Source organism: Pseudomonas kielensis, from assembly GCF_014236655.1.
In the GTDB taxonomy this organism is placed as follows: domain Bacteria; phylum Pseudomonadota; class Gammaproteobacteria; order Pseudomonadales; family Pseudomonadaceae; genus Aquipseudomonas; species Aquipseudomonas kielensis.
On record NZ_JACMYG010000025.1, the window covers coordinates 66,214 to 88,318 of the forward strand.

General features: G+C 60.9%; 22 protein-coding genes and 2 pseudogenes. 10 read left to right on the top strand and 14 right to left on the bottom strand.

All coding sequences use genetic code 11. From position 1 onward, the window contains the following. Positions 1-39: 39 nt before the first annotated feature. Positions 40-474, bottom strand: coding sequence for a YybH family protein (locus tag H7995_RS20845; RefSeq protein ID WP_166591056.1), 435 nt, complete (start codon positions 472-474; stop codon positions 40-42). A 140-nt stretch (positions 475-614) separates the two neighbouring features. Between H7995_RS20845 and H7995_RS20850 the strand changes: the two genes are divergently transcribed. Continuing rightward, positions 615-1,100: a GNAT family N-acetyltransferase gene (locus tag H7995_RS20850; RefSeq protein ID WP_166591055.1), complete on the top strand. Its 486-nt coding sequence runs from the start codon at positions 615-617 to the stop codon at positions 1,098-1,100. Between the two features lie 60 nt (positions 1,101-1,160). Here the strand turns inward: H7995_RS20850 and H7995_RS20855 are convergent, their stop codons facing one another. The 3 genes from H7995_RS20855 to H7995_RS20865 form a co-directional block, all read right to left on the bottom strand. After that, the gene (locus H7995_RS20855) at positions 1,161-1,658 is read right to left on the bottom strand and encodes a GNAT family N-acetyltransferase (RefSeq protein WP_182341940.1); all 498 of its coding nucleotides are present in this window, start codon (positions 1,656-1,658) and stop codon (positions 1,161-1,163) included. An 87-nt stretch (positions 1,659-1,745) separates the two neighbouring features. After that, positions 1,746-2,234, bottom strand: a complete 489-nt coding sequence (locus tag H7995_RS20860; RefSeq protein WP_166591053.1) for a GyrI-like domain-containing protein — start codon at positions 2,232-2,234, stop codon at positions 1,746-1,748. Between the two features lie 67 nt (positions 2,235-2,301). Continuing rightward, positions 2,302-2,964 carry a LysE family translocator gene (locus H7995_RS20865; protein WP_166591052.1) on the bottom strand — a complete coding sequence of 221 codons (663 nt, stop codon included), beginning with the start codon at positions 2,962-2,964 and terminating at the stop codon, positions 2,302-2,304. Between the two features lie 150 nt (positions 2,965-3,114). Here H7995_RS20865 and alaC point away from each other — a divergent pair, with 150 nt between their 5' ends. After that, the gene (gene alaC, locus H7995_RS20870; protein WP_166591051.1) at positions 3,115-4,323 is read left to right on the top strand and encodes an alanine transaminase; all 1,209 of its coding nucleotides are present in this window, start codon (positions 3,115-3,117) and stop codon (positions 4,321-4,323) included. 57 nt (positions 4,324-4,380) lie between these two features. Here alaC and H7995_RS20875 read toward each other — a convergent pair whose 3' ends face one another. Both H7995_RS20875 and H7995_RS20880 read right to left on the bottom strand, forming a co-directional pair. Beyond that, positions 4,381-5,733 (bottom strand): GntP family permease, encoded by a 1,353-nt coding sequence (locus H7995_RS20875; protein WP_095169799.1) that lies wholly within the window; start codon positions 5,731-5,733, stop codon positions 4,381-4,383. An 82-nt stretch (positions 5,734-5,815) separates the two neighbouring features. Next, complete coding sequence (locus H7995_RS20880) at positions 5,816-6,349, bottom strand: gluconokinase (RefSeq protein ID WP_166591050.1); 534 nt, start codon at positions 6,347-6,349, stop codon at positions 5,816-5,818. 215 nt (positions 6,350-6,564) lie between these two features. Here H7995_RS20880 and gntR point away from each other — a divergent pair, with 215 nt between their 5' ends. Beyond that, on the top strand, positions 6,565-7,596 hold the full coding sequence (gene gntR / locus H7995_RS20885) for an HTH-type transcriptional regulator GntR (protein ID WP_185818797.1): 1,032 nt from the start codon (positions 6,565-6,567) through the stop codon (positions 7,594-7,596). A gap of 12 nt (positions 7,597-7,608) precedes the next feature. Here gntR and H7995_RS20890 read toward each other — a convergent pair whose 3' ends face one another. Next, complete coding sequence (locus tag H7995_RS20890; RefSeq protein WP_182341952.1) at positions 7,609-8,487, bottom strand: LysR substrate-binding domain-containing protein; 879 nt, start codon at positions 8,485-8,487, stop codon at positions 7,609-7,611. Positions 8,488-8,607: 120 nt separating this feature from the next. Here H7995_RS20890 and H7995_RS20895 point away from each other — a divergent pair, with 120 nt between their 5' ends. Then, positions 8,608-9,039, top strand: a complete 432-nt coding sequence (locus tag H7995_RS20895; RefSeq protein ID WP_166591047.1) for a PACE efflux transporter — start codon at positions 8,608-8,610, stop codon at positions 9,037-9,039. Between the two features lie 56 nt (positions 9,040-9,095). On the opposite strand, the gene H7995_RS28895 is transcribed toward H7995_RS20895, so the two are convergent. Continuing rightward, entirely contained in the window at positions 9,096-9,635 is a 540-nt protein-coding gene (locus H7995_RS28895) for a methyl-accepting chemotaxis protein (RefSeq protein ID WP_409258933.1), read from the bottom strand. A gap of 3 nt (positions 9,636-9,638) precedes the next feature. Then, a pseudogene (locus H7995_RS28900) lies at positions 9,639-10,415 on the bottom strand (PAS domain-containing protein); the annotation flags it as partial. Positions 10,416-11,001: 586 nt separating this feature from the next. Here H7995_RS28900 and H7995_RS20905 point away from each other — a divergent pair. Continuing rightward, positions 11,002-11,409, top strand: coding sequence for a GNAT family N-acetyltransferase (locus H7995_RS20905; protein ID WP_166591045.1), 408 nt, complete (start codon positions 11,002-11,004; stop codon positions 11,407-11,409). A gap of 6 nt (positions 11,410-11,415) precedes the next feature. Here the strand turns inward: H7995_RS20905 and def are convergent, their stop codons facing one another. The 3 genes from def to H7995_RS20920 all read right to left on the bottom strand — a co-directional run bounded on the left by def (position 11,416) and on the right by H7995_RS20920 (position 13,268). Further along, the gene (gene def / locus H7995_RS20910; RefSeq protein ID WP_166591044.1) at positions 11,416-11,955 is read right to left on the bottom strand and encodes a peptide deformylase; all 540 of its coding nucleotides are present in this window, start codon (positions 11,953-11,955) and stop codon (positions 11,416-11,418) included. A gap of 2 nt (positions 11,956-11,957) precedes the next feature. Further along, on the bottom strand, positions 11,958-12,908 hold the full coding sequence (locus H7995_RS20915) for a YihY/virulence factor BrkB family protein (RefSeq protein WP_159997587.1): 951 nt from the start codon (positions 12,906-12,908) through the stop codon (positions 11,958-11,960). A gap of 168 nt (positions 12,909-13,076) precedes the next feature. After that, complete coding sequence (locus H7995_RS20920; RefSeq protein WP_166591043.1) at positions 13,077-13,268, bottom strand: CsbD family protein; 192 nt, start codon at positions 13,266-13,268, stop codon at positions 13,077-13,079. A 199-nt stretch (positions 13,269-13,467) separates the two neighbouring features. On the opposite strand from H7995_RS20920, the gene H7995_RS20925 reads away from it, so the two are divergent. Then, complete coding sequence (locus H7995_RS20925; protein WP_166591042.1) at positions 13,468-13,845, top strand: hypothetical protein; 378 nt, start codon at positions 13,468-13,470, stop codon at positions 13,843-13,845. 45 nt (positions 13,846-13,890) lie between these two features. Here H7995_RS20925 and fadD1 read toward each other — a convergent pair whose 3' ends face one another. Continuing rightward, the gene (gene fadD1 / locus H7995_RS20930) at positions 13,891-15,591 is read right to left on the bottom strand and encodes a long-chain-fatty-acid--CoA ligase FadD1 (RefSeq protein WP_166591041.1); all 1,701 of its coding nucleotides are present in this window, start codon (positions 15,589-15,591) and stop codon (positions 13,891-13,893) included. A gap of 330 nt (positions 15,592-15,921) precedes the next feature. Next, positions 15,922-17,610: a long-chain-fatty-acid--CoA ligase FadD2 gene (fadD2, locus tag H7995_RS20935; protein ID WP_166591040.1), complete on the bottom strand. Its 1,689-nt coding sequence runs from the start codon at positions 17,608-17,610 to the stop codon at positions 15,922-15,924. Positions 17,611-17,807: 197 nt separating this feature from the next. Here fadD2 and H7995_RS20940 point away from each other — a divergent pair, with 197 nt between their 5' ends. The 4 genes and pseudogenes from H7995_RS20940 to H7995_RS20955 form a co-directional block, all read left to right on the top strand. Continuing rightward, a complete protein-coding gene (locus H7995_RS20940) occupies positions 17,808-18,752 on the top strand; it encodes an alpha/beta hydrolase (RefSeq protein ID WP_182341958.1) in 945 nt (314 codons plus the stop codon). A gap of 44 nt (positions 18,753-18,796) precedes the next feature. Next, a complete protein-coding gene (locus tag H7995_RS20945) occupies positions 18,797-19,267 on the top strand; it encodes a MaoC family dehydratase (RefSeq protein ID WP_093425453.1) in 471 nt (156 codons plus the stop codon). 262 nt (positions 19,268-19,529) lie between these two features. After that, positions 19,530-21,896: a type VI secretion system Vgr family protein gene (locus tag H7995_RS20950; protein ID WP_166591038.1), complete on the top strand. Its 2,367-nt coding sequence runs from the start codon at positions 19,530-19,532 to the stop codon at positions 21,894-21,896. Further along, positions 21,896-22,105: pseudogene (locus H7995_RS20955) on the top strand (VRR-NUC domain-containing protein); the annotation flags it as partial. The gene H7995_RS20950 and the pseudogene H7995_RS20955, both read left to right, overlap by 1 nt.

Sequence of the window (22,105 nt, forward strand, 5' to 3'; positions counted from 1 at the left end):
TATGGCTGCAGATTGCAGGTTGGGTGAAAAACCCGACGATCAGGGCTGCAGGTCGAACAACGCCGCGCCACTGACCATGTCGAAGGGCGCTGACCAGTGCTCGTGGACGATTCGCCATTGACCGGCGATCCGCTGATAGCCTGCGGTGGCTCGCATCCAGCTGCCTTTGACTTCACCTTTGTCATCCGCCCCCCCGCAGTGCACCAGCCAGTGGGCGAACGCCAGGTCCTGGCCTTGCACCACCTGCAGTTGTGCGAACTCGAAAAGGTGTGGGCCGGGGCAATAGTTCATGCACTCTTCCCAGTGTGCGCGGTAAGCCGCCTTGCCCTTGAATTGCAGGGCCTTGACCGCGTCGAACGAGACAATGCTGTCGGCATAAAAGCCCATCAGTGTCTCAAGGTCCTTGGCGACCACCGCTTGTCGGTAGCGTTCGATCAGGGCCTGGATCTCAGTGTTTTCGGCTAACGCATTCATGTCGGACCTCCGAGTGTTTGCTGTAAAGACACTGTTAGTCGACGGGGGAACAGGTAAATCGACAGGCTAAAAAAATAATTGTGCATGGGCCAAAGTGGCTAAAATCCGAGCCTCAGTTTTTCGCCGCAGAGATACCGCCAATGGCCACGCACCTCGTGCCCTACCAACAGCTTTCGGCGCTGCAACGCCAACAGCTGGAAAGCATCGAGATCGATCCGTTGCAGAAGTCATTCGCCGGCGATATCCATGGCGCGCTGCACTCGCTGAGCGCGGCCGCAGGCGATGCCATCCGCGGTTTTGCGCTGGTTGCGGACGACATTCCCGTGGCCTTCCTGCTGCTCAAGCGCCCGCCCTTCCTGCCGGCCTGGGCCAGCCAGGACACCGCCACCCTGCACGCCTTGCAGGTTGACCGTCGCTGCCAGGGCCAGGGCTACGGCAAGGCCTGCCTGCAAGCCTTGCCCGAAGTGGCGCGGCAGGCCTGGCCCGAGATCAATGGCTTGGAGTTGTCAGTGGATGCCCACAATGAGGCGGCGCTGGGGCTCTACCTCAAGCAGGGTTGGGTCGACCGCGGCGACGCCTACAAAGGCCGGATCGGCTATGAGCGGCGCATGGCCCTGGCCTTCTGAATCCCCCCCAGGTTCCAGCCCCCCACCGAGACCTTGCGGGTCTATACCGGGCGACAGCGCTTACAGTTCGAGGGCCATCTCGTGCCAGGCCAACCCGCCATGCTCCGAGGCAGACGCCTTGAGGTAGGCAAAACCGAACCCGGCATACAGGCCAACGTGCTGCTCGCGGCACATCAGGTTGATACGGATCTTGCCCAGTTCGCGGATGTGCGCGATGAACGCGATCATCAACTGCTTGGCCAGGCCCAGCCCCTGGAAGTCCGGATGCACCACCACCGACATGATCACCACCTGCGGACCGTCGGGGTCGTGGCCGATCATTTCCTTGAAGGCTTCGTCGGCCATTTCCACCTGATAGGCGGCGCCGGAATTAATGAATCCGGCCACGACGCCGTCGACCTCGGCCACGATAAAGCCTTGCGGCCAGGTCTCGATGCGGGTGGCGATTTTCTCCCGGGTGGCGGCTTCATCGCCCTCGTAGGCCTCGGTTTCGATGGCAAAACAGCGGTCCAGGTCAGCCGGCGTGACCTGGCGAATGACAGTCGTGGGGGCGTTCATGGCGGGGTCCAGTCAGCGAAAAAAGGGGGCGCAAGCATAATTCAATCCGCCGCGCATATCGATGCGTGCGCCCCGTTCGCGCCTGGCTCAAGCGGCTTTGAGCGGCACCCAGATCTCCAGCACTCCATCCCCGGTTTGCGGGTCGAAGTCGGCGCTGTAGCGCTCGAACTCGGGGGCATCCGCGGCCTCGCGGCCTGAGGCCGGCAACCAGCTTTTCCAGATGTACGCGAAGGTTTGCGCCAGGCTGTCCAGGCCACCTTGATGGGTGAACACCGCATACTGCTGGGGCTGGATTTCCACCCAGCGATAGGACTCGGGCAGGTCGTCGAGCTTGCTGATTTCGACCCCGGCGACGTACTCGAAGCCCCCCTTGCCATCCGGGTTGCAACACACGCCGTAGGTCAAGTCGCCCTTCTGCCCCGGCACCTTGCCGATGTGCGGAATGAAACGGTCCCAGAGCTTGGGGATGCCTTCGGTGGCGTCCACGGAAAATCGTCCGCCCAGTCCGGCGATCAGCATAAAATGCCCCGTTTCGAAGCGCGGCTGCGCTGCTGCCTGCTGTTTTGGCTGATTCACGAATCACCTCCTGCCACTGAGAATTGGGTTCGGCTGGGAGTATAGAAGCGAAACCCAATTCCCCCAGTCACAGCCCAGGAAGTTCTGCCAGAGCGCCACCGCCGATAAACTCCTGATAACCCGATAGGATCACGTAGACCGCGAAATAGCAGAAGATCGCTGCAGATGCCAGGTAGCTATAGCGCAGCAGTTTATCACCCAGCAGTTTGCCGCCCTGGGTTGCTGCCAGGCAAAGGGCCAGGCACCAGAGCAGTCCGGCGCAAAAGAACCCGGCCAGGAACAACCCGGCACTGGCCAGGCTATTGCCGCCTGCACGGGCAATCAGGGTCCCGCCCACCGCGGCGAACCAGAGAATGGCACTGGGGGAGGACATCGCCAGGAAAATCCCGCGAAAGAACTCCCGACGATGGGAGCCGCCGCTGACCTCTGCCGTCTGCGCCAGCGCGGTGCTGTGGTAGATCGCCGAGTAGATCATCTTCGCCGCGAAGTACAGCAACAAGACCGAACCGCCGACCCACAACACCCAGCGTACCGTCGAGTACTGCAGCAGCACTGTCATGCCGGCCAGCGCCAGCACCGCGTAGACCAGGTCGCCGACACAGGTGCCCAGGCCAAGGGCAAACCCTTGGAAATAGCCGCGCTGCATGGCCAGGGTGATCATTGCAATGTTGGCCACGCCGATATCCAGGCACAGCGAAAGGCTCAGTAGAAAGCCGCTGGAGAACTCCATTTTTTTATCCTGTTGCTGTCAGTGCCGGGGAAAAAAGTTGCTAGGTGCCTCTGGACAAGCGGCCATCGGCGCCCTTATCGTGCGCCCAGACCACCGCAGTGGTCAGCGTCGCTCGGACGGTTCCGGGCGCTCACGTTATCAGAGGCAACAATGGCAGACCAAGGTTCGCCGCGCCGCTTTGCGCGCATAGATCGACTCCCCCCTTACGTATTCAATATCACTGCCGAGCTGAAGATGGCCGCCCGTCGTCGTGGCGAAGACATCATCGACTTGAGCATGGGCAACCCCGACGGCCCGACTCCGCCCCACATCGTCGACAAACTGGTCACCGTCGCCCAGCGCGAAGACACCCACGGCTACTCCACGTCCAAAGGCATTCCGCGCCTGCGCCGGGCCATTTCCCGCTGGTACAAGGATCGCTACGAGGTCGACATCGACCCGGAACACGAAGCCATCGTCACCATCGGTTCCAAGGAAGGCCTGGCGCACCTGATGCTCGCCACCCTGGACCAGGGCGACACCGTGCTGGTGCCCAATCCGAGCTACCCGATCCACATCTACGGTGCCGTGATTGCCGGTGCCCAGGTGCGTTCGGTGCCGCTGATTCCGGGCGTGGACTTCTTTGCGGAGCTGGAGCGGGCCATTCGTGGCTCAATCCCGAAACCGAAGATGATGATCCTCGGTTTCCCGTCCAACCCGACCGCGCAGTGCGTGGAGCTGGACTTCTTCGAGCGGGTGATCGCCCTCGCCAAGCAGTACGACGTCCTCGTCGTGCACGACCTGGCCTACGCCGACATCGTCTACGACGGCTGGAAAGCCCCGTCGATCATGCAGGTGCCGGGCGCCAAGGACATTGCCGTGGAGTTTTTCACCCTGTCCAAGAGCTACAACATGGCCGGCTGGCGGATCGGCTTCATGGTCGGCAACCCGGAACTGGTCAACGCGCTGGCGCGGATCAAGAGCTACCACGACTACGGCACCTTCACCCCGCTGCAAGTGGCTGCTATCGCTGCACTGGAAGGCGACCAGCAGTGCGTCAAGGACATCGCCGAGCAATACCGGCAACGCCGCAACGTGCTGGTCAAGGGCCTGCATGAACTGGGCTGGATGGTCGAGAACCCGAAAGCCTCGATGTATGTCTGGGCCAAGATCCCCGAAGCCTATGCCCACCTGGGCTCGCTGGAGTTCGCCAAGAAGCTGCTGGCCGAGGCCAAGGTGTGTGTGTCGCCCGGGGTGGGTTTTGGAGAGTACGGCGACGACCACGTGCGCTTCGCCCTGATCGAGAACCAGGACCGGATTCGCCAGGCGGTACGGGGGATTCGCGGGATGTTTCGCGCGGATGGGTTAGTCACCAAGTAAAACGATCGCTCACAAAAAAACCGCATCGCTGCGGTTTTTTTGTGTCTGGCGAAACGCTTAGACGAACAGCGACAACAGCAGGATAAAGCCCAGCGCTACGATGGACAGAATGGTCTCCATCGCGGTCCAGGTCTTGAAGGTTTCCGCCACGGTCATGTTGAAGTACTGCTTGACCAGCCAGAAGCCCGCGTCATTGACGTGGGACAGGATCAGCGAGCCAGCACCGGTGGCCAGCACCAGCAGCTCACGGTTGACCCCTGGAATCATCCCCACCACCGGCACCACGATGCCCGCACCGGTAATGGTTGCGACAGTGGCCGAACCGGTGGCGATACGAATCACCGCCGCCACCAGCCACGCCAGCAGGATCGGCGAGATCTGGGCGCTCACGGCCATATGACCGATCACATCACCGACACCACTGGTCACCAGCATCTGCTTGAAGCCACCACCGGCACCGATGATCAGAATGATCGCGGCGGTCGGCGCGAGGCTGGCATCCAGCAGCTTGAGGATGCGCTTGGAGTCGATACCCTGGCGATGGCCGAAGGTGTACAGCGACAGCAGCAACGCCAACAGCAGCGCCGAGATCGGGTGACCGATCATGTCCATCCAGGTACGGAAGAAGTTGCCGTCCGGCAGGGCGACGTCGGCGAAGGTCTTGAGCAGCATCAGGAACACCGGCAACAGCACGGTGAACAGGGTGATGCTGAAGCTTGGCAGGCTGGCCGAATCCGGTTCGCGGGCCAGTTGATCCACCAGTTCCTGGTTAGGGTGACCGGGGATGTACTTGGCGATGAACGTACCGTAGATCGGACCGGCAATGATCGCCGTCGGCAGGGCCACGATCAGGCCGTACAGAATGGTTTTACCGATGTCGGCGCCAAATACCCCAATGGCCAGCAACGGCCCCGGGTGCGGCGGCACCAGGCCGTGCACCGCCGACAGACCGGCCAGCAGCGGGATACCGATCTTGATGATCGACACGCCTGTGCGCCGGGCCACGATGAACACCAGCGGGATCAGCAGCACGAAGCCGATTTCGAAGAACAGCGGGATGCCCACCAGGAAGGCGGCAAACATCATTGCCCACTGCACCCGCTCTTTACCGAACGAGCGGATCAGGGTCTGGGCGATCTGGTCGGCCCCGCCCGATTCGGCCATCATTTTGCCGAGCATGGTGCCCAGCGCCAGGATGATGCCGACAAACCCCAGTACCCCGCCAAAGCCGTCCTGGAACGCCTTGATGATGGTGCCGATCGGCATGCCCGATGTCAGGCCGAGGAACGCCGCGGCGATGATCAGCGCAATGAAGGGGTGGAACTTGAACTTGGTGATCAGGACAATCAAGCCGATCACCGTGACCACTGCATCAAGCAGCAGGAACGAGTCGTGGGACATGCCGAACATTAGGGGTGACTCCTGGTTGTTGTTGTTATTGAAGCGGGTAATTCGAAAGCCATCAGGACAGCGCTACCTTTGAAAACAAAACTCATGAGGCGAGCTTCAGGCCGTGCCCAAGCCACCAATGGTGGGCTTGCGCGGCCAATTGCTCGACGCTGTGGGTCGAAGCATCCAGCGCCAGGGTCAGCGCTTCCCCGACCGGGGACTCGAGCGTGGCGAACTGGCTGTCGATCAGGGTCGACGGCATGAAGTGGTCCGGACGATGGGACACCCGATCGGCGGCCACTTCCCGGGTCAGCTCCAGGAACACGAAACCCAGGCCCGGCAAGGCGCTACGCAAGCGCTCGCGATAACTGAGCTTGAGCGCCGAACAGGTCAGCACCGGGCGCTGGCCCGTGGCGTCCACGCGACGTAACTCGGCGCACAGGCTGTCGAGCCAGCCGGCACGGTCGTCGTCGTTCAAGGGAATGCCGGCACTCATCTTTTCGATGTTGGCCGCAGGATGAAAGCTGTCGCCTTCGATGCCGGTCGCGCCGCTGAGCTGGCACAAGGCCTCGCTGACGCTGGACTTGCCGCAGCCGGCCACGCCCATGATAACCAGGGCGGAGATTGGTTGACTCATGTAACACCTCAGCGCGAAGACAGCGCTACCTTTGCTCATTGAGACTCTAGTGCAAACGCAGCCATTGCCGACGTCTTCTTGTCATTTTTATGGGTTGCCGCACGTTCTTGCCCAACGCCGAATAGCAGGGATCAGGCAACCCCCGCTCATTCATTTGCAGCCGCATCGAGACAGCGCTACCTTAGTGCCTTGAATTTTGTTTGGCAAGCCGCCCGATGACCTCCATTAAAAACGATAAGAATCCCCGCACCACTGGTCGCCCTACCCTCAATGAAGTTGCCCGCCTGGCGGGGGTCAGCCCGATCACCGCGTCCCGCGCCTTGCGTGGGGTGAGTACGGTGGCCACCGAACTGGTGGAAAAGGTCCAGCATGCCGCCCTCGAACTCAATTATGTGGTCAACCCGGCCGCTCGTGCGCTGGCCTCGGCCCAGAGCCATTCGGTGGTGGTGCTGGTGCCGTCGCTGTCGAACCTGCTGTTTATCGACACCCTGGAAGCCATTCACCAGGTGCTGCGCCCCAAGGGCTTCGAAGTGCTGATCGGCAACTTCCACTACTCCCGTGACGAAGAAGAAAACCTGCTGCGCAACTACATGGCCTATCAGCCACGTGGTCTGCTGCTGACCGGCTTTGACCGCACCGAAAGTTCGCGGCGGATGATCGAGGCCAGCAACATTCCCTGCGTGTACATGATGGAACTGGACAGCGCTGCCGGGGTGAACTGTGTCGGTTTCTCCCAACTCAGCGCCGGCGAAACGGCCGCTGAGCACTTGCTGTCCCGGGGCCGCAAGCGCCTGGCGTACATCGGTGCGCAACTGGATCAGCGCACCTTGCTGCGCGGTGAAGGGTTCCGTCGGGCCTTGCAGAAGGCCGGTCGCTACGACCCGGCCCTGGAAGTGCTGACCCCGCGCGCGTCATCCGTGGGCCTGGGCGGCGAGTTGTTCCTGCAACTGCTGGCGGCCCATCCGGAGGTCGACGGGATCTTTTTCGGCAACGACGACCTGGCCCAGGGCGCATTGCTCGAAGCCCTGCGCCATGGCATCCAGATTCCCCAGCAGGTGGCGATTCTCGGTTTCAACGACTTGCCGATGTCCGAGCACATGGTGCCGCGCTTGAGCAGCATCTATACCCCCCGCGAGGCCATTGGTCGGCGCGCGGCGGAACAGATGCTGACATTGATGGCGGGCAACAAGGTGGCGCGGCCGGTGGAAGACATGGGCTTTGAACTGAAAATCCGCGAAAGCAGCTGATTCAGGCCGACCTTACGTCGGCTGGCCGAGGAGATCGACCAGGGCCAATGCGCCCTTTTGCAGCGGCTGGCTCTTGAGCCATACCGCATGCACCGGCAACACCAGGCCGTTTTCGATGTTGCGGAAATTCAGCCGTTTCAAGCGCCCTGAATCCAGGCGCGCTTGCACCACCGACAGGGGGAAATTACCCCACCCCAACCCCGCCTCGACCATCTCCAGTGCTGTTTCCAGGTTGTCGGTGCGCCAGCAGGATTCGGCCACCAGCGGCCGGGTCTCGCTGATCGGCAGATCGCGGCTGGCGACGACGATCTGCCGCACGTGCACCAGGTCTTCGAGAAACAGATCCTGCCCCTGCAGCAACGGACTGTCCGCCGCCAGGGTGGCGATCACTCGCTCACTGCCGACGAATTGAAAACGCTCCAGCACATTCATGCTCAGCCCGGCAAACGCCAGGCACAGGCTGACGCGCCCGCTGTGCAGCATCGCCAGCACGTCATCCTGCGGCGCCGTCAGCACTTCGATGTCGAGCAACGGGTGGTGCTCGGCAAGCACCTTGATCGCCGCCAGCAAGCGGCGCCGGTCGATATCCGCGACCACGCCAATCGACAGCTTGCTTTCCAGCCCCAGCGACAACTGCACCGCGTGCACCTGCAACTGTTTGAGCTGCTCGGCAATCAGCCGCGCATGGGGCACCAGTGAGTTGGCCATGGCAGTGGGTTGGGGTTCGCGGTGACTGCGGTCGAACAACGGATAACCGAGCTCCGCCTCCAGGTTGGCAATGCCCATGCTCACCGCCGAAGGCACCCTGCCCAGGGCTCGGGCAGCCGCGGAAAATGAGCCGCGCTCAATCACGGCAAGAAACAGTTCGATGCTGTCGCTGTTGAAATTCACGGAATCAACCTATCAATAAAACTGAAAGCTACTGACTTTTTCTGTCACCTCCATTGAAGCTATCTTTCGCCGCCTGCGCCAGCCCCCCTGGCCATCAAGCACTGGAAACGAGGCAAACTCATGCAAGGCGTCAAACGCAAACTGGTCTACGTATCGCTCTACGAGGTGATCGGCATGACCTTCTCCGCCCTCGGCCTGGCCTTGCTGTCCGGCACCTCGCCAGGCAGCACCGGGCCGCTGGCGGTGATCATCACCAGCATCGCGGTGAGTTGGAATTTCATCTACACCTCGTTGTTCGAGCGCTGGGAGAGCCGCCAGGCATCACGCACCCGCACCGTCAAGCGACGCATCGCCCACGCTGTCGGGTTTCAACTGACGTTGATCGTGTTCCTGATCCCGTTGATTGCCTGGTGGATGCACATCAGCCTGGTGCAGGCCTTCCTGCTGGACCTGGCGCTGATCCTCTTCATCCCCTGCTACACTTTTGCGTTCAACTGGCTGTTCGACCGCACCTTCGGTTTGCCAGCCTCGGCATTGCCCGACCCGGCCTGAAGCCAAAGGCGCGGACAAGGCTGCCGAACACGTGCGCAGCCTTCGCCTCCCACCCGTCAGTGCAACTGCAGGGTTTCATTGAACTGACTGATGGCATCCACCACATGCCGTGACCCCTGCTGAATCTCCAGGATCACCTCGCCCGCCTCATTGGCCAACTCCACCCCCAGTCCGGTGCGGCTCAAACTCGACTGCATGCTCGAAACCGCGCTCAACGACAGGTCGTGGTTCTTGCGTACCACGTCGACAATTTCCAAGGTTGCCTTGCTCGTGCGCGCCGCAAGGCTGCGCACCTCGTCGGCCACCACGGCAAAACCGCGTCCATGCTCCCCGGCCCGCGCGGCCTCAATGGCGGCGTTGAGGGCCAGCAGGTTGGTCTGGTCGGCAATCCCGCGAATGGTCTGCACAATGGTGCCGATGATGTCGGACTGCTTGCTGACCGCATCGATGCTCAGCGCAGCCTGGTTCAGGTCCTGGGAGATCTGCTCGATGATCTGCACCGTCTGCTGCACCACCTGCGAGCCCTTCTGGGCACAGGCATCATTTTGCACCGAGGTCGAATGAGCGGCTTCGGCGGCCGATTGCAGGGTGGTCACCTGCTGGGTGATGTCGCTGGCAAACTTGACCACTTTGTACAGCCGGCCCTTGGCGTCGAAGATCGGGTTGTAGGAAGCTTCCAGGAATACGATACGCCCGAACTTGTCGACCCGTTCGAAGCGGTGGGAGTGATATTCGCCACGGTTGAGCGAGGCCCAGAATGCCTTGTAGCTCGCCGACTCGCTTTCCGCGCGGTGACAGAACAGGCTGTGATGCTGGCCCACCACTTCGCCCGCGGAGTAATGCATGGTCTGCAGGAAGTTGTCGTTGGCGCTGATGACCCTGCCGTCAGGGGAGAACTCGATCACCGCCATCGCCCGGCCCAGGGCGTTTACCAGGGCCTGGTTCTCATGTTCCTTGATGACCCGGGCGGTGATGTCCGTGGCCACCTTGATCACGCTGTGCACCTGCCGGTCGGCACCGATCACCGGCATGTAGCTGGCTTCGAGCCAGACCTCCTGGCCCTTCTTGTTCAGGCGCTGGAAGGTCCCACTGCTGGGTTCGCCGCGCTCCAGCTCACGCCAGAAGCGTTGGTACTCCTCGCTCTTGGCGTAATCGCCTTCGCAAAAGATCCGATGGTGCTTGCCGCGTATTTCTTCAAGGGAGTACCCCACCGCCTTGCAGAAGTTTTCATTGGCATCGAGGATCACCCCGGCAGGGTCGAACTCGATCATCGCCATCGAGCGACTGACCGCCGCCAGCTTGGCGTTGGCCTCGCTCAAGGCACAACTGAATCGTTGGATTTCGAGCAGGTCAGACTTGTGATGTAGGTTAAACATGGTCGTATCACCCTAAGCGCGGTCTTTTGATAGATGAAAGTACTTCGGTCTTTCAACGGATCCACCACAACGTTCCATGGAACAGGTACACGCCTCCCTCCAGCGCAAGGACAGATAAGGTGATAAATGAGGTTTAATCGCAGAGTCCGCCGGGTAACGTTCTAGTCCGGACATCCTTGATCAGGAATATCAGTGCTGAGCATAGACAGGCTCTGCACGGATGCAAGGCCATTAATAAGCCACCACTGAGGACAAAATCGGTTCAGCACACGCCAGGCACTCGGATCAATGCAGGACACTCTGGCAGCGAGGGGTGACGGGCGTAGAACTGGATACGGAGCCCGATTGCCGGGCTCCGTCGAGAAGGGTCTGACTAGTGGCCGAATATGCCAACCTTCTTGGCTTTCTTGTCGGCGCGTTTTTCATCGGCGCTTTTTGCCGGTTTTTTCTTCGCTGCTTTTTTTGAATCCATGCCTTTGGCCATGATACTGACTCCACTCATACGGGATGTGAGTTCAGGTATACACCTATCGCGGCGCGCACGTTCTTTTATAATCCACCGCTTTGCAGATCGACGACCTCTTTGATGCCCCACACCCAGTACACACAGCTAGATGACGCGCTGTGGCCCTTGATGAACAAGTTCTACCGTCGCCATCAATCATCGATGAAAGCGGTACGGGACGCACAATTGTGGGTCGGTAAACGCGATGAGATAGTCGCCGGCCTGTGTTTGCGGCCCATGGCCGAAGGGCTCTGGCTGACGGGACTGCTGGTTGATCCGGCCTGTCGCGGCCAGGGCGTGGCAGCGGCGCTGATGGCCCACGCGCTGGCAACGGTCACCCAGCCGGTGTGGCTGTTGTGCCACCCGGACCTGCGTGAGTTCTATCAGGGCAATGGCTTCAGCGCCGGCCCGCAACTGCCCTACGCGCTGGCCGAGCGCCTGCTGCGCTATAGCCGCAGCAAGCCGATGATTGCCATGGGGCGTGGCTGATCGGGATCACTCGTCCCGCGCTGGGTCGAGCTCGGGGCACATCACGTCGATAAAGCCAAACTTGGTAAAGTCGCTGATCCGCGACGGGTACAGTCGGCCGATCAGGTGATCACATTCGTGCTGCACCACGCGAGCATGAAACCCCGAGGCAATACGCACGATCGGCTCGCCCTTGGGATCGACGCCCTCATAACGAATGTGCTCGTAGCGCTGCACCGCACCCCGCAACCCGGGCACTGACAGACACCCTTCGAAGCCCTCCTCCAGGGTGGGCGCCAGCGGGGTGATCAGCGGGTTGATCAGGATGGTCTGCGGCACGGCTTCCGCGTCGGGGTAACGCTCGCTGTGTTCAAAGCCGAAGATCACCAGTTGCAGGTCGACGCCAATCTGCGGCGCGGCCAGGCCGACCCCGCCGACGCTTTCCATGGTCTGGAACATGTCGTCGATCAACTGCCACAGTTCGGGGCTGTCGAACATCTGCGCCGGGACTGGCGGGGCAATACGCAGCAGGCGCGGATCGCCCATTTTGAGAATTTCACGGATCATGGTCAGGCTTCGTCAGTGGTCGGCTTGAGCGAGTGGTCCCGTCCCAGTCCCGAAACGTGGTGTTTATGTGCGTGGTCGTGCTCGCCCGGAACCTTTTCGCCGGGGTCCTTGCCTTCACTCGACATGTGTTCGATCACCGCATTCATCTCCGCTCCCAGCAACAGCACCGCAGCGGAAATATAGAAGTACAGCAACAGCACGATGATCGCGCCGATACTGCCATACATGGCGTTGTAGTTGGCGAAGGTTTTCACGTAGAAACCAAACCCCAGGGACGCGATGATCCACACCACCACGGCCAGCACCGAGCCTGGGGTGATGAAGCGGAACTCCTGCTTCACGTCCGGCATCACGTAGTAGATCAGGGCCACCGCAATCATCAGCAGAATCACGATCACCGGCCAGCGCAAAATGGTCCAGACCGTGACGATGAACTCCTGCATGCCAATCTGCGAGGCGATCCATTCCATCACCTGCGGGCCCAGCACCATCAGGGCCGCCGCCACCAACAGCATGCCGGCGATTCCGACGGTGTAGAAAATCGACAGCGGGAAGCGCTTCCAGATCGGCCGGCCTTCGACCACGTCGTAGGCGGCGTTCATCGCGCTCATCATCAGCCGCACGCCAGCCGAGGCGGTCCACAGGGCGATGACGATACCCACCGAGAGCAACCCGCCCTTGGATTGCTGCAACTGGTCAATCACCGGGTTCACTTGCTCCAGGGCCTGGGGCGGCAACACCAGTTCCGATTGCAGGCGCAACCAGGAGAAGAAGTCCGGCAAGTGCAGGAACCCGATCAGGGCGATCAGGAACAGGATGAAAGGAAACAGCGAGAACAGCATCTGATAGGCCAGCGCCGAAGCATAGGTCGACATCTCGTCGTCGACGAATTCGGTGACCGTGCGCATCATCACGCGATGCAGGGGCAAGCCTTTCAAATCCGGGAAAATCATAGCGTCTCCTTTCGCCGCAATCAGGTTGTAGTCGGGGGCGACTCAGGGGCCGTTTTCTACAACAAGGTAACCTGTTTGGCGACCTTGAAACAATTTCCACGCATTGCTTAACCATAGTCGACAAAAAAACGGCCATCCGCGGATGGCCGTCTCCCTGCCTTGCGGCAATCAGGCCTTGTCGATCGTTTTCTTGACCGCATCCTTGGCATTGCCGAGCGCTTGCTGGGCTTCGCCTTTCTTTTCCTGGATCTTGCCTTCGGTCTGCAGTTTTGGATTGTCGGTGGCTTTACCGACACCCTGCTTGATGTTGCCGACAGCCTCGTTGGCCAAGCCTTTCACTTTATCGCCCGTACTGCTCATGGTCTTTCTCCTGTGAACATTCAAAGGTCAGTGTCGTTACGTAGAGGTTGACCGGCGGGTGTGTGGCGGAGTTTCATTTATTTTCACTGCATCATTTCATCGCCAGATGCAGGTTGGGCTTTATGTTTGTGGGCTTTGCCGGGAGAATGCGCAACGTATTCAGGCCTTGGCGCTGAACGTCCAATCCCGTAGGAACGTTATGAAACTCGATAAAAAGCAGGCCATTGCCCGCAGAAACCAGGAACTGGGTGGTGCCGTGCTTGGCGTCAACAACTGCCACTTCGCCGAACTGAACCGCAACCGCAACATCTGGTGGTTCGATATCCCGGTGGCCCGTCTGGCCGTTGGTCAGTACGAGTGGATTCACCTGCTGATGCACACCCCGGACACCGACCAGTTGCTGCACCTGAAAGTGCCGACCGTGTTCCTGCGGGAAAAACTCGAAGGCCTGGTGGTGCGCAACGAAGGCAAGCGCAAGGCAGCCTTGAGCCTGGAGCTGAGCGCCGACAAGGACTCCTTCCTGCAGGACATGCGCCCGGCCGGCACCCATGTGAATTTTGCGCCGTTCCAGCAGTAACGCTTCGCGCATAAAAAACCCCGCATCGGCGGGGTTTTTTATGGGTCAGGCGCTGACCTTCTTCAAACCGAGCTTCTTCAGCTCTTCATCCCGCAGTTCACGACGCAGGATCTTACCGACGTTGGTGGTCGGCAGCGCATCGCGGAACTCGACAGCCTTGGGCACCTTGTAGCCCGTGACGTTGGCGCGCATGTGCGTCATCACCTGTTCCTTGGTCAAGGTCACGCCCGGTTTGGCGACGATGAAAATCTTGATCGCCTCGCCCGATTTTTCGTCCGGCACGCCAATGGCCGCGCACTGCAGCACGCCTGGCAGAGTGGCCAGCACGTCTTCCAGTTCGTTCGGGTAGACGTTGAAACCGGAGACCAGAATCATGTCCTTCTTGCGGTCGACAATGCGCATGTAGCCATCCGGCTGGATCAGCGCGATGTCACCGGTCTTCAACCAGCCTTCGCTGTCGAGCATTTCATCGGTGGCTTCCTGGCGCTGCCAGTAGCCCTTCATCACCTGTGGCCCCTTCACGCAGAGCTCGCCGATTTCGCCCAGCGGCTGCTCGACGCCCTCGTCATTGATGACCTTGCACAGGGTCGAAGGCACCGGAATCCCGATGGTGCCGATCTGGATGTTCTGGATCGGGTTGACCGTGGCCACCGGACTGGTCTCGGTCATGCCGTAACCTTCGCAGATCGGGCAACCGGTGACTTCTTTCCAGCGTTCGGCAGCGGCCAGTTGCAGGGCCATGCCACCCGACAGGGTGATCTTGAGCGCCGAGAAGTCCAGCTTGCGGAAGGCTTCGTTGTTGCACAGCGCGACAAACAAGGTGTTCAAGCCGACAAACCCGCTGAACTTCCACTTCGACAGTTCCTTGACCATCGCCGGCAGGTCGCGCGGGTTGCTGATCAGGATGTTGTGGTTGCCGATCAGCATCATTGCCATGCAATGAAAGGTGAAGGCGTAGATGTGGTACAGCGGCAGCGGGGTAATCAGGATCTCGCAGCCTTCGTGCAGGTTGGAGCCCATCAGCGCCTTGCACTGCAGCATGTTCGCCACCAGGTTGCGGTGGGTCAACATCGCGCCCTTGGCCACACCGGTGGTGCCGCCGGTGTACTGCAGTACGGCGACGTCGCTGCTGGCCGGGTTCGCCTCGGTCACCGGTTGCCCCTGGCCTTTGCTCAGCACGTCATTGAACTTGATGGCCTTGGGCAGGTTGAACGCCGGCACCATCTTCTTCACGTACTTGATCACGCTGTTGATCAACAGGCGCTTGAGCGGCGGCAGCAAGTCCGCCACTTCGGTGACGATCACATGCTTGACGCCGGTCTTGGGCACCACGGCCTCGGCCAGGTGCGCCATGTTCGCCAGGCAGACCAGGGCCTTGGCCCCGGAATCGTTGAATTGGTGTTCCATTTCCCGCGCGGTGTACAGCGGGTTGGTGTTGACCACGATCAAGCCGGCGCGGATGGCACCAAACACGGCGATCGGGTATTGCAGCAGATTCGGCAACTGTACGGCGATTCGATCACCGGGCTGCAAATCGGTATGCTGTTGCAGGTAAGCGGCAAATGCCCCGGACAGTTCATATAGCTCACCATAGGTGAGTGTCTTGCCGAGGTTGCTAAAAGCCGGTTTGTTGGCGAAGCGTTGGCAGGATTGTTTCAACACTGCCTGAATATTCGGATACTCGTCTGGATTGATATCGGCAGCAATCCCAGCTGGGTACTTATCCTTCCAAAAGTCTTCGATCATGGAAGCCCACTCCTCAGCAACGCGAATTCTTCACCGCATTTGATGCGATTATTATTGGTGTGTGTTTTTGGTGAATCTGGCTTTTACTCAAGGCCGAGAAGTCACAAAGCGCGCCGAGAGTAGCAGCTTTGCCAAGGGCCTACTAGAGCCAAACGAAGGCTCTACGGTCACGATTATGACTCAAGACCAATCAATGGTCATTTTTAGAGTAAAAATTCTATACCCCGTGAAAGCCCCGTATTACAGGGCTCCGCACGCTTCGAAAGGGACAAAAAAAAGGAGCGCCCCAACTCGGGCGCCCCTTTTTGCTGCTGCGTCACTAACAATTCATTACGCGATATCGCGCAGCTCCCGACGCAGGATCTTGCCCACGGGTGTCATCGGCAACGAGTCTCGCAGCACGATGTGCTTGGGCACCTTGTAGGCGGTGAAGTTCTCTTTGCAATAAGCCTTGAGCTCTTCCAGGCTGACCCCGGCTTCACGCGCCACTACAAACAGCTTCACCGCTTCCCCGGAACGCTCGTCCGGCACGCCGATCACTGCGCAATTGGCAACTTTGGGGTGGGCCATGACCACGTCTTCGATCTCGTTGGGGTACACGTTGAAACCCGAGACGATGATCATGTCTTTCTTGCGATCGACGATGCGCACAAAACCATCCGGATCAATCACCGCAATGTCGCCAGACTTGAACCAACCCTCGGCATCCAGCACCTCGGCGGTGGCTTCGGCTTTCTGCCAGTAGCCCTTCATGATCTGCGGGCCCTTGATGCACAGCTCGCCGCGCTCACCCATGGCTTGCTCGACACCCTCGTCGTTGATCACCTTCAGCGTGGTGCCCGGTACCGGCATGCCCACGGTGCCGATGCGCGACAGGTCGCCATAGGGGTTGGTGCAGGCCACCGGCGACGTCTCGGTCAGGCCGTAGCCTTCGGTGATCCGGCAACCGGTGAGCTTTTCCCAGCGCTCGGCGGTGGCCTTGACCAGTGCCGTGCCGCCGGAGTTGGTCAGCTTCAGGCTGGAGAAATCCAGGGTCTTGAAGTCCGGGTGATCCATCAACGCGACGAACAGGGTGTTGAGCCCCAGCAAGGCCGAGAAGCGCCAGTTCTTCAGTTCCTTGATAAAGCCGGCGATGTCCCGTGGGTTGGTGATCAGCACGTTATGGTTACCGGTGACCATCATGCACATGCAGTTCGCTGTGAAGGCATAGATGTGGTACAGCGGCAGCGGCGCGATCATCACTTCCTGACCTTCGCGCAACAACGGTTGTCCGTCGCGACCGAACTGGCCCAGGCAGGCACGGGCCTGCTGCATGTTGGCGACCAGGTTGCCGTGGGTCAGCATCGCGCCCTTGGCCAGGCCCGTGGTGCCGCCGGTGTATTGCAGCACCGCGACGTCATCGAGGCCGACCTTGAGCGGCTTGATGCTCTGCCCGCGGCCCATGCGCAAGGCACTTTTGAAGGAGATCGCCTGGGGCAGCTTATAGGCCGGGACCATCTTCTTGACCTTGTCCACCAGGGTATTGACCAGCCAGCCCTTGGCGGTGGGCATCAGGTCGCCCATCTTCGCTTCGATCAGGTACTGGATCTCGGTGTCGGGCAGCACCTCCTGGACTTTCTGCCCGAACATGTTCAGGTACACCAGCGCCCGGGCACCGGAGTCCTTGAACTGGTGGCGCATCTCGCGCGCGGTATACAGCGGGTTGGTGTTGACCACGATCAGGCCGGCGCGCAAGGCACCAAACACAGCAATCGGGTAATGCAGGACGTTGGGCATCTGCACCGCGATGCGATCGCCGGGCACCAGGTCAGTCTGGCTCTGCAGGAAGCCGGCGAACGCCGCACTGTAGCGTTCGAGGTCAGCGTAGGTCAGGGTCACGCCCATGTTGCTGAACGCGGGACGGTCGGCGAATTTCTTGCAGGAACGTTCGAACACCTCGATCACCGACTGATAGGCACCCAGATCAATATCATTGGGTACGCCGGCCGGGCGTTTATCATTCCAGAAATCAGCTTGCATTATTATTGTCCTCTATACCTGAGCCAATCCGGGCCGCCTGAGCGGAGCTTCTGGGACACTAGCAGTTATGGCGAATCAGGCAAATATCAGCACCAGCGTCATTGATCGCGTGAATCTTGCTGCCAAGGGCTTTGCGCATTCCCCGTCCCCGGGTGGTTGCGCTATACAATGCAGCGACCCCGTGCAAAGGAATCGCCATGATCCACGATACGTTCTGGTTGACCGCGAACGACCACAGCCAACTGTTCGTCAACCAGTGGTTGCCGGAAGGTACGCTCAAGGCGGTGATCCTGGTGTCCCACGGGATGGCGGAACATAGCGCACGCTACGCACGCCTGGCCGAACAATTGTGTAACCAGGGGTACGGCGTCTACGCCCTGGACCAGCGCGGCCACGGCCAGACCGCCACCCACGGGGTCCTGGGGCACTACGCCGACGACGATGGCTGGTGCAAAGTGGTGGGCGACCTGGCCAGCCTCAACCAGCACATCGGCCAACAGCACCCTGGCCTGCCCATTGTGCTGCTGGGCCACAGCATGGGCAGCTACATCGCCCAGGCGTACCTGCTGCACCACAGCGCCAGCCTGCATGGCGCGGTCCTCAGCGGCTCGAATTTCCAACCGGTGGCGCTGTACCGCGCAGCACGCCTGATCGCCCGCTTCGAACGCTGGCGCCAGGGCCCGACCGGGCGCAGTGCGTTGCTGGAATGGTTGACCTTCGGCTCGTTCAACAAGGCGTTCAAGCCCAATCGCACCACCTTCGACTGGCTCAGCCGCGACCCCGATGAAGTCGACAAATATGCCCACGACCCGCTCTGCGGCTTTCGCTGCACCAATCAGCTGTGGATCGACATGCTGGGCGGCTTGCAGCAAATCAGCAAAGCGTCCAATCTCGCCCAGATCGATCCGGGCCTGCCATTGTTGGTGATCGGCGGCGAATGTGATCCGGTGAGTGAGGGCAAGCGTCTCACCTCTTTGGCCGAGGCCCTGCGCCGCGCCGGCAGCCAGTGCCTGGAACTGAAGATCTACCCCCAGGCCCGGCACGAACTGTTCAATGAGAGCAACCGCGATAAAGTGACTGCGGACCTGCTCACCTGGCTGGCCGGGGCCTTGAGCCATCGCCGGCCGACCAGGACCGAATGACCTTCGGTATTTTTTCACTTAACTCGTCACAGGATCCAAGACACATGACCCAGGTTACCAACACGCCGTACGAAGCCCTCGAAGTCGGCCAGACCGCCAGCTACAGCAAGACCGTGGAAGAGCGCGACATCCAGCTGTTCGCGGCGATGTCCGGTGACCACAACCCGGTGCACCTGGACCCTGAATTCGCGGCCGCCAGCATGTTCAAGGAACGCATCGCCCACGGCATGTTCAGTGGTGCGCTGATCAGCGCCGCGGTGGCCTGCGAGCTGCCTGGGCCGGGCACCATCTACCTCGGTCAACAAATGAGCTTCCAGAAGCCGGTGAAGATCGGCGACACCCTGACCGTGCGCCTGGAAATCCTCGAAAAACTGCCCAAGTTCCGCGTGCGTATCGCCACTCGTGTGTTCAACCAGCGCGATGAACTGGTGGTAGACGGCGAGGCCGAAATCCTCGCCCCGCGCAAGCAGCAGACCGTGACCCTGCCGACCCTGCCTGCTATCAGCATCGGCTGATGTCCCGTCGCACCCAACGCTGACACCCACAACGGTGTCCGCGTGACGGAGATCCGCGACCCCAGGAGAAATCCGCAGCCCGATAAGGCCTGCGGATTTTTTTTGTCCATGACAGTCACGTCCGACAGCCCATGACACTGACTCATGTAGGAGCGCTCTGGATTGTCAGCGCCCTATTGAGGTACCAAATCCCGCCTGCATAGAGTGGCGCCCACCGCGAACGCCCCACCTGAAACAGCGTTTGCCGCTCTCAGGAGTCCCCATGCCCCGCCAAAGCGACCTGCGCTTCACCTTCGAGCCCCTGCAAGGCGATGCCTTCGACGTGGTCTCGTTCACGCTCGAAGAAGGCCTGTCCCAGCCCTTCAAGCTGGAGCTGGAGCTGGCCAGCCACGACCCGGCCATCGACTTCAACCGGGTCCTCGACCTGTCCGCGCTGTTCACCCTCTGGCGCGGCGCCACCCCGGTGCGCCATGTCCACGGCCTGGTCAGCCTGTTCCGCCAGGGTGACACCGGCTTTCGGCGCACCCGCTACAGTGCCGTGGTCGAGCCGACCCTGGCGCGTGCCGGCCTGCGCTCCAACTGGCGGATTTTCCAGGGCCAGACCGTGCCCCAGATCATCCAGACAGTGCTCGCCGGGCAGTCCCTGAACGATCTGCAGAGCACCCTCTGCTTCGAACACCAACCCCGCGAATACTGCGTCCAGGCCGGCGAAACCGACCTCGACTTCATCAGCCGCCTGGCCGCCGAAGAAGGCCTGCTCTACCGCTTCGAACATCGCACCGACGGCCACACCCTGCTGCTGACCGACCGCGTCGGCGGCCTGGGCACCATCGGCACCCATCAACACTGCCCGGTGATCTACCAGCCCATGGCCGGCGGCGATTCCCCGGAACCGGCCCTGCAGCGCTTCCACTACACCGAGCAGGTGCGCACCGCCCGCCAGGTCCAGCGCGACTACACCTTCACCCACCCGCGCTATGCCCAACAGCACAGCGCCGACGGCGGCCTGGCCCTGAAAAACCAGCACAAGGACTACGAACGCTACGACTACCCCGGCCGCTACAAACGCGACATCGCCGGCCAACCCTTCACCAAGACCCGCCTGGCGGCCCTGCGCAGCGACGCGCAGATGGCCCACCTCGAAGGCGACGACGCGCGCCTGCAACCCGGCCTGGCCTTCGACCTCAGCGAGCACCCGCGCGAAGACTTCAACGACCGCTGGCGCAGCATCGCCCTCACGCACACCGGCCGCCAGCACAGCAGCCTGGAAGAAGAAGCCTTCGCCAGCGACAGCGGCACCTTCTACGCCATGCAAGCCAGCGCCATCCGCTGGAACGCCGAATGGAAAGCCCCGCTGCGGGCCAAACCCTGCATCGACGGCCCGCAAATCGCCACCGTGGTCGGCCCGCCGGGCGAGGAGATCTACTGCGACAAATGGGGCCGGGTCAAAGTCAGCTTCCCCTGGGACCGCGACAGCCAGCACAACGACCACAGCTCCTGCTGGATCCGCGTCGCCCAAGGCTGGGCCGGCGCCACCTGGGGCGCAATGGCCATCCCGCGCATCGGCCAGGAGCTGATCATCAGCTACCTGGACGGCGACCCCGACCAACCCATCGCCACCGGCCGCGCCTACCGCGAAACCAACCTGCCGCCCTATGAGCTGCCAAAACACAAGACGCGCATGACCATCAAGAGCCGAAGCCACAAGGGCCGGGGGTTCAATGAACTGCGGTTTGAGGATGAGCTGGGGCAGGAAGAGGTTTACGTGCATGCCGAACGGGATAAGAACGTTCATATCAAGCGCAACAACACCCTGTTCGTTGGCAATGATCGCAGCAAGCAGGTCGAGCACGATGAGCAGATCGAGATTGGCCATGACCGTAGTGAGCGCGTAGGCAACGATGAGCGCACTGCCATCGCCCAGGATCAACAGCTCGACGTAGGCCGCGACCGTAGACAAACAGTAGGCCGCGATCATCAGATCAGTATCGGTGGCAATCGTATCGAGGACGTGGCCAACCATCGATACGACAAAGTCGCCGCTGACCATCACCTCGAAACGGGCGGCGATCTGCACCACTCGGTGAGGAACCACTATCGCCTGTCCGCTCAACAGACCATCGCGCAAAAAACCACGTCATTCGAGGTGGCGGCGGGCGAACGTTTGGTTCTGAAAGCCCCCGGAGGCACCCTCACGATCGATGGCAGTGGCATTACCCTTGATGGACTGACCATCAACATCAAAGGGACGGTGAACGCTGAGACAGTCGGCACGGGCAATTCCTTTGCGAGCCAGCTGTCATCCCCTGCACCTCCCGGAGCCTTTCTGGGCCGCTATACGCTGCGCAAAAATGATCAGCGGGTGTTCGCCGGTTACCGTTATCGCGTCACCGATGGCAATGCGGTGCTTGCCCAGGGCCTGACAAATTCCTCGGGGGAAACGGACTGGGCCACTACCCAGGCCAGTCAGTCTGTGCAGGCCCACAAGGCAATCATGCGTGACGACCAGCACATCACAGAAGACTGGCAGCCCCGTATCTCGTTCATCGACAGTCCAGCCCTGACGGTCGATGCCAGTGATCTTTTTCCGGATGCCTTTCTCGACCACCACACTCCGGAGCTTGACTGATGCCGCTGCCTGCCATTGCCCGGGTCATCGACGCCGCCTATCGCGCCTATCGTGCCAATCAAGCGATCGAAAATACCAGGACGGCTGCCGAACTGGCTCAACTCGCCAGCGAGATAGCCGAGCGCAAGGCCAACATCAAGCGTGTGCTTCACACCACCATAGAAACCATGGCGCGGGAAATCGAGGTCAAGAGTTCGACCTTTGCCGTC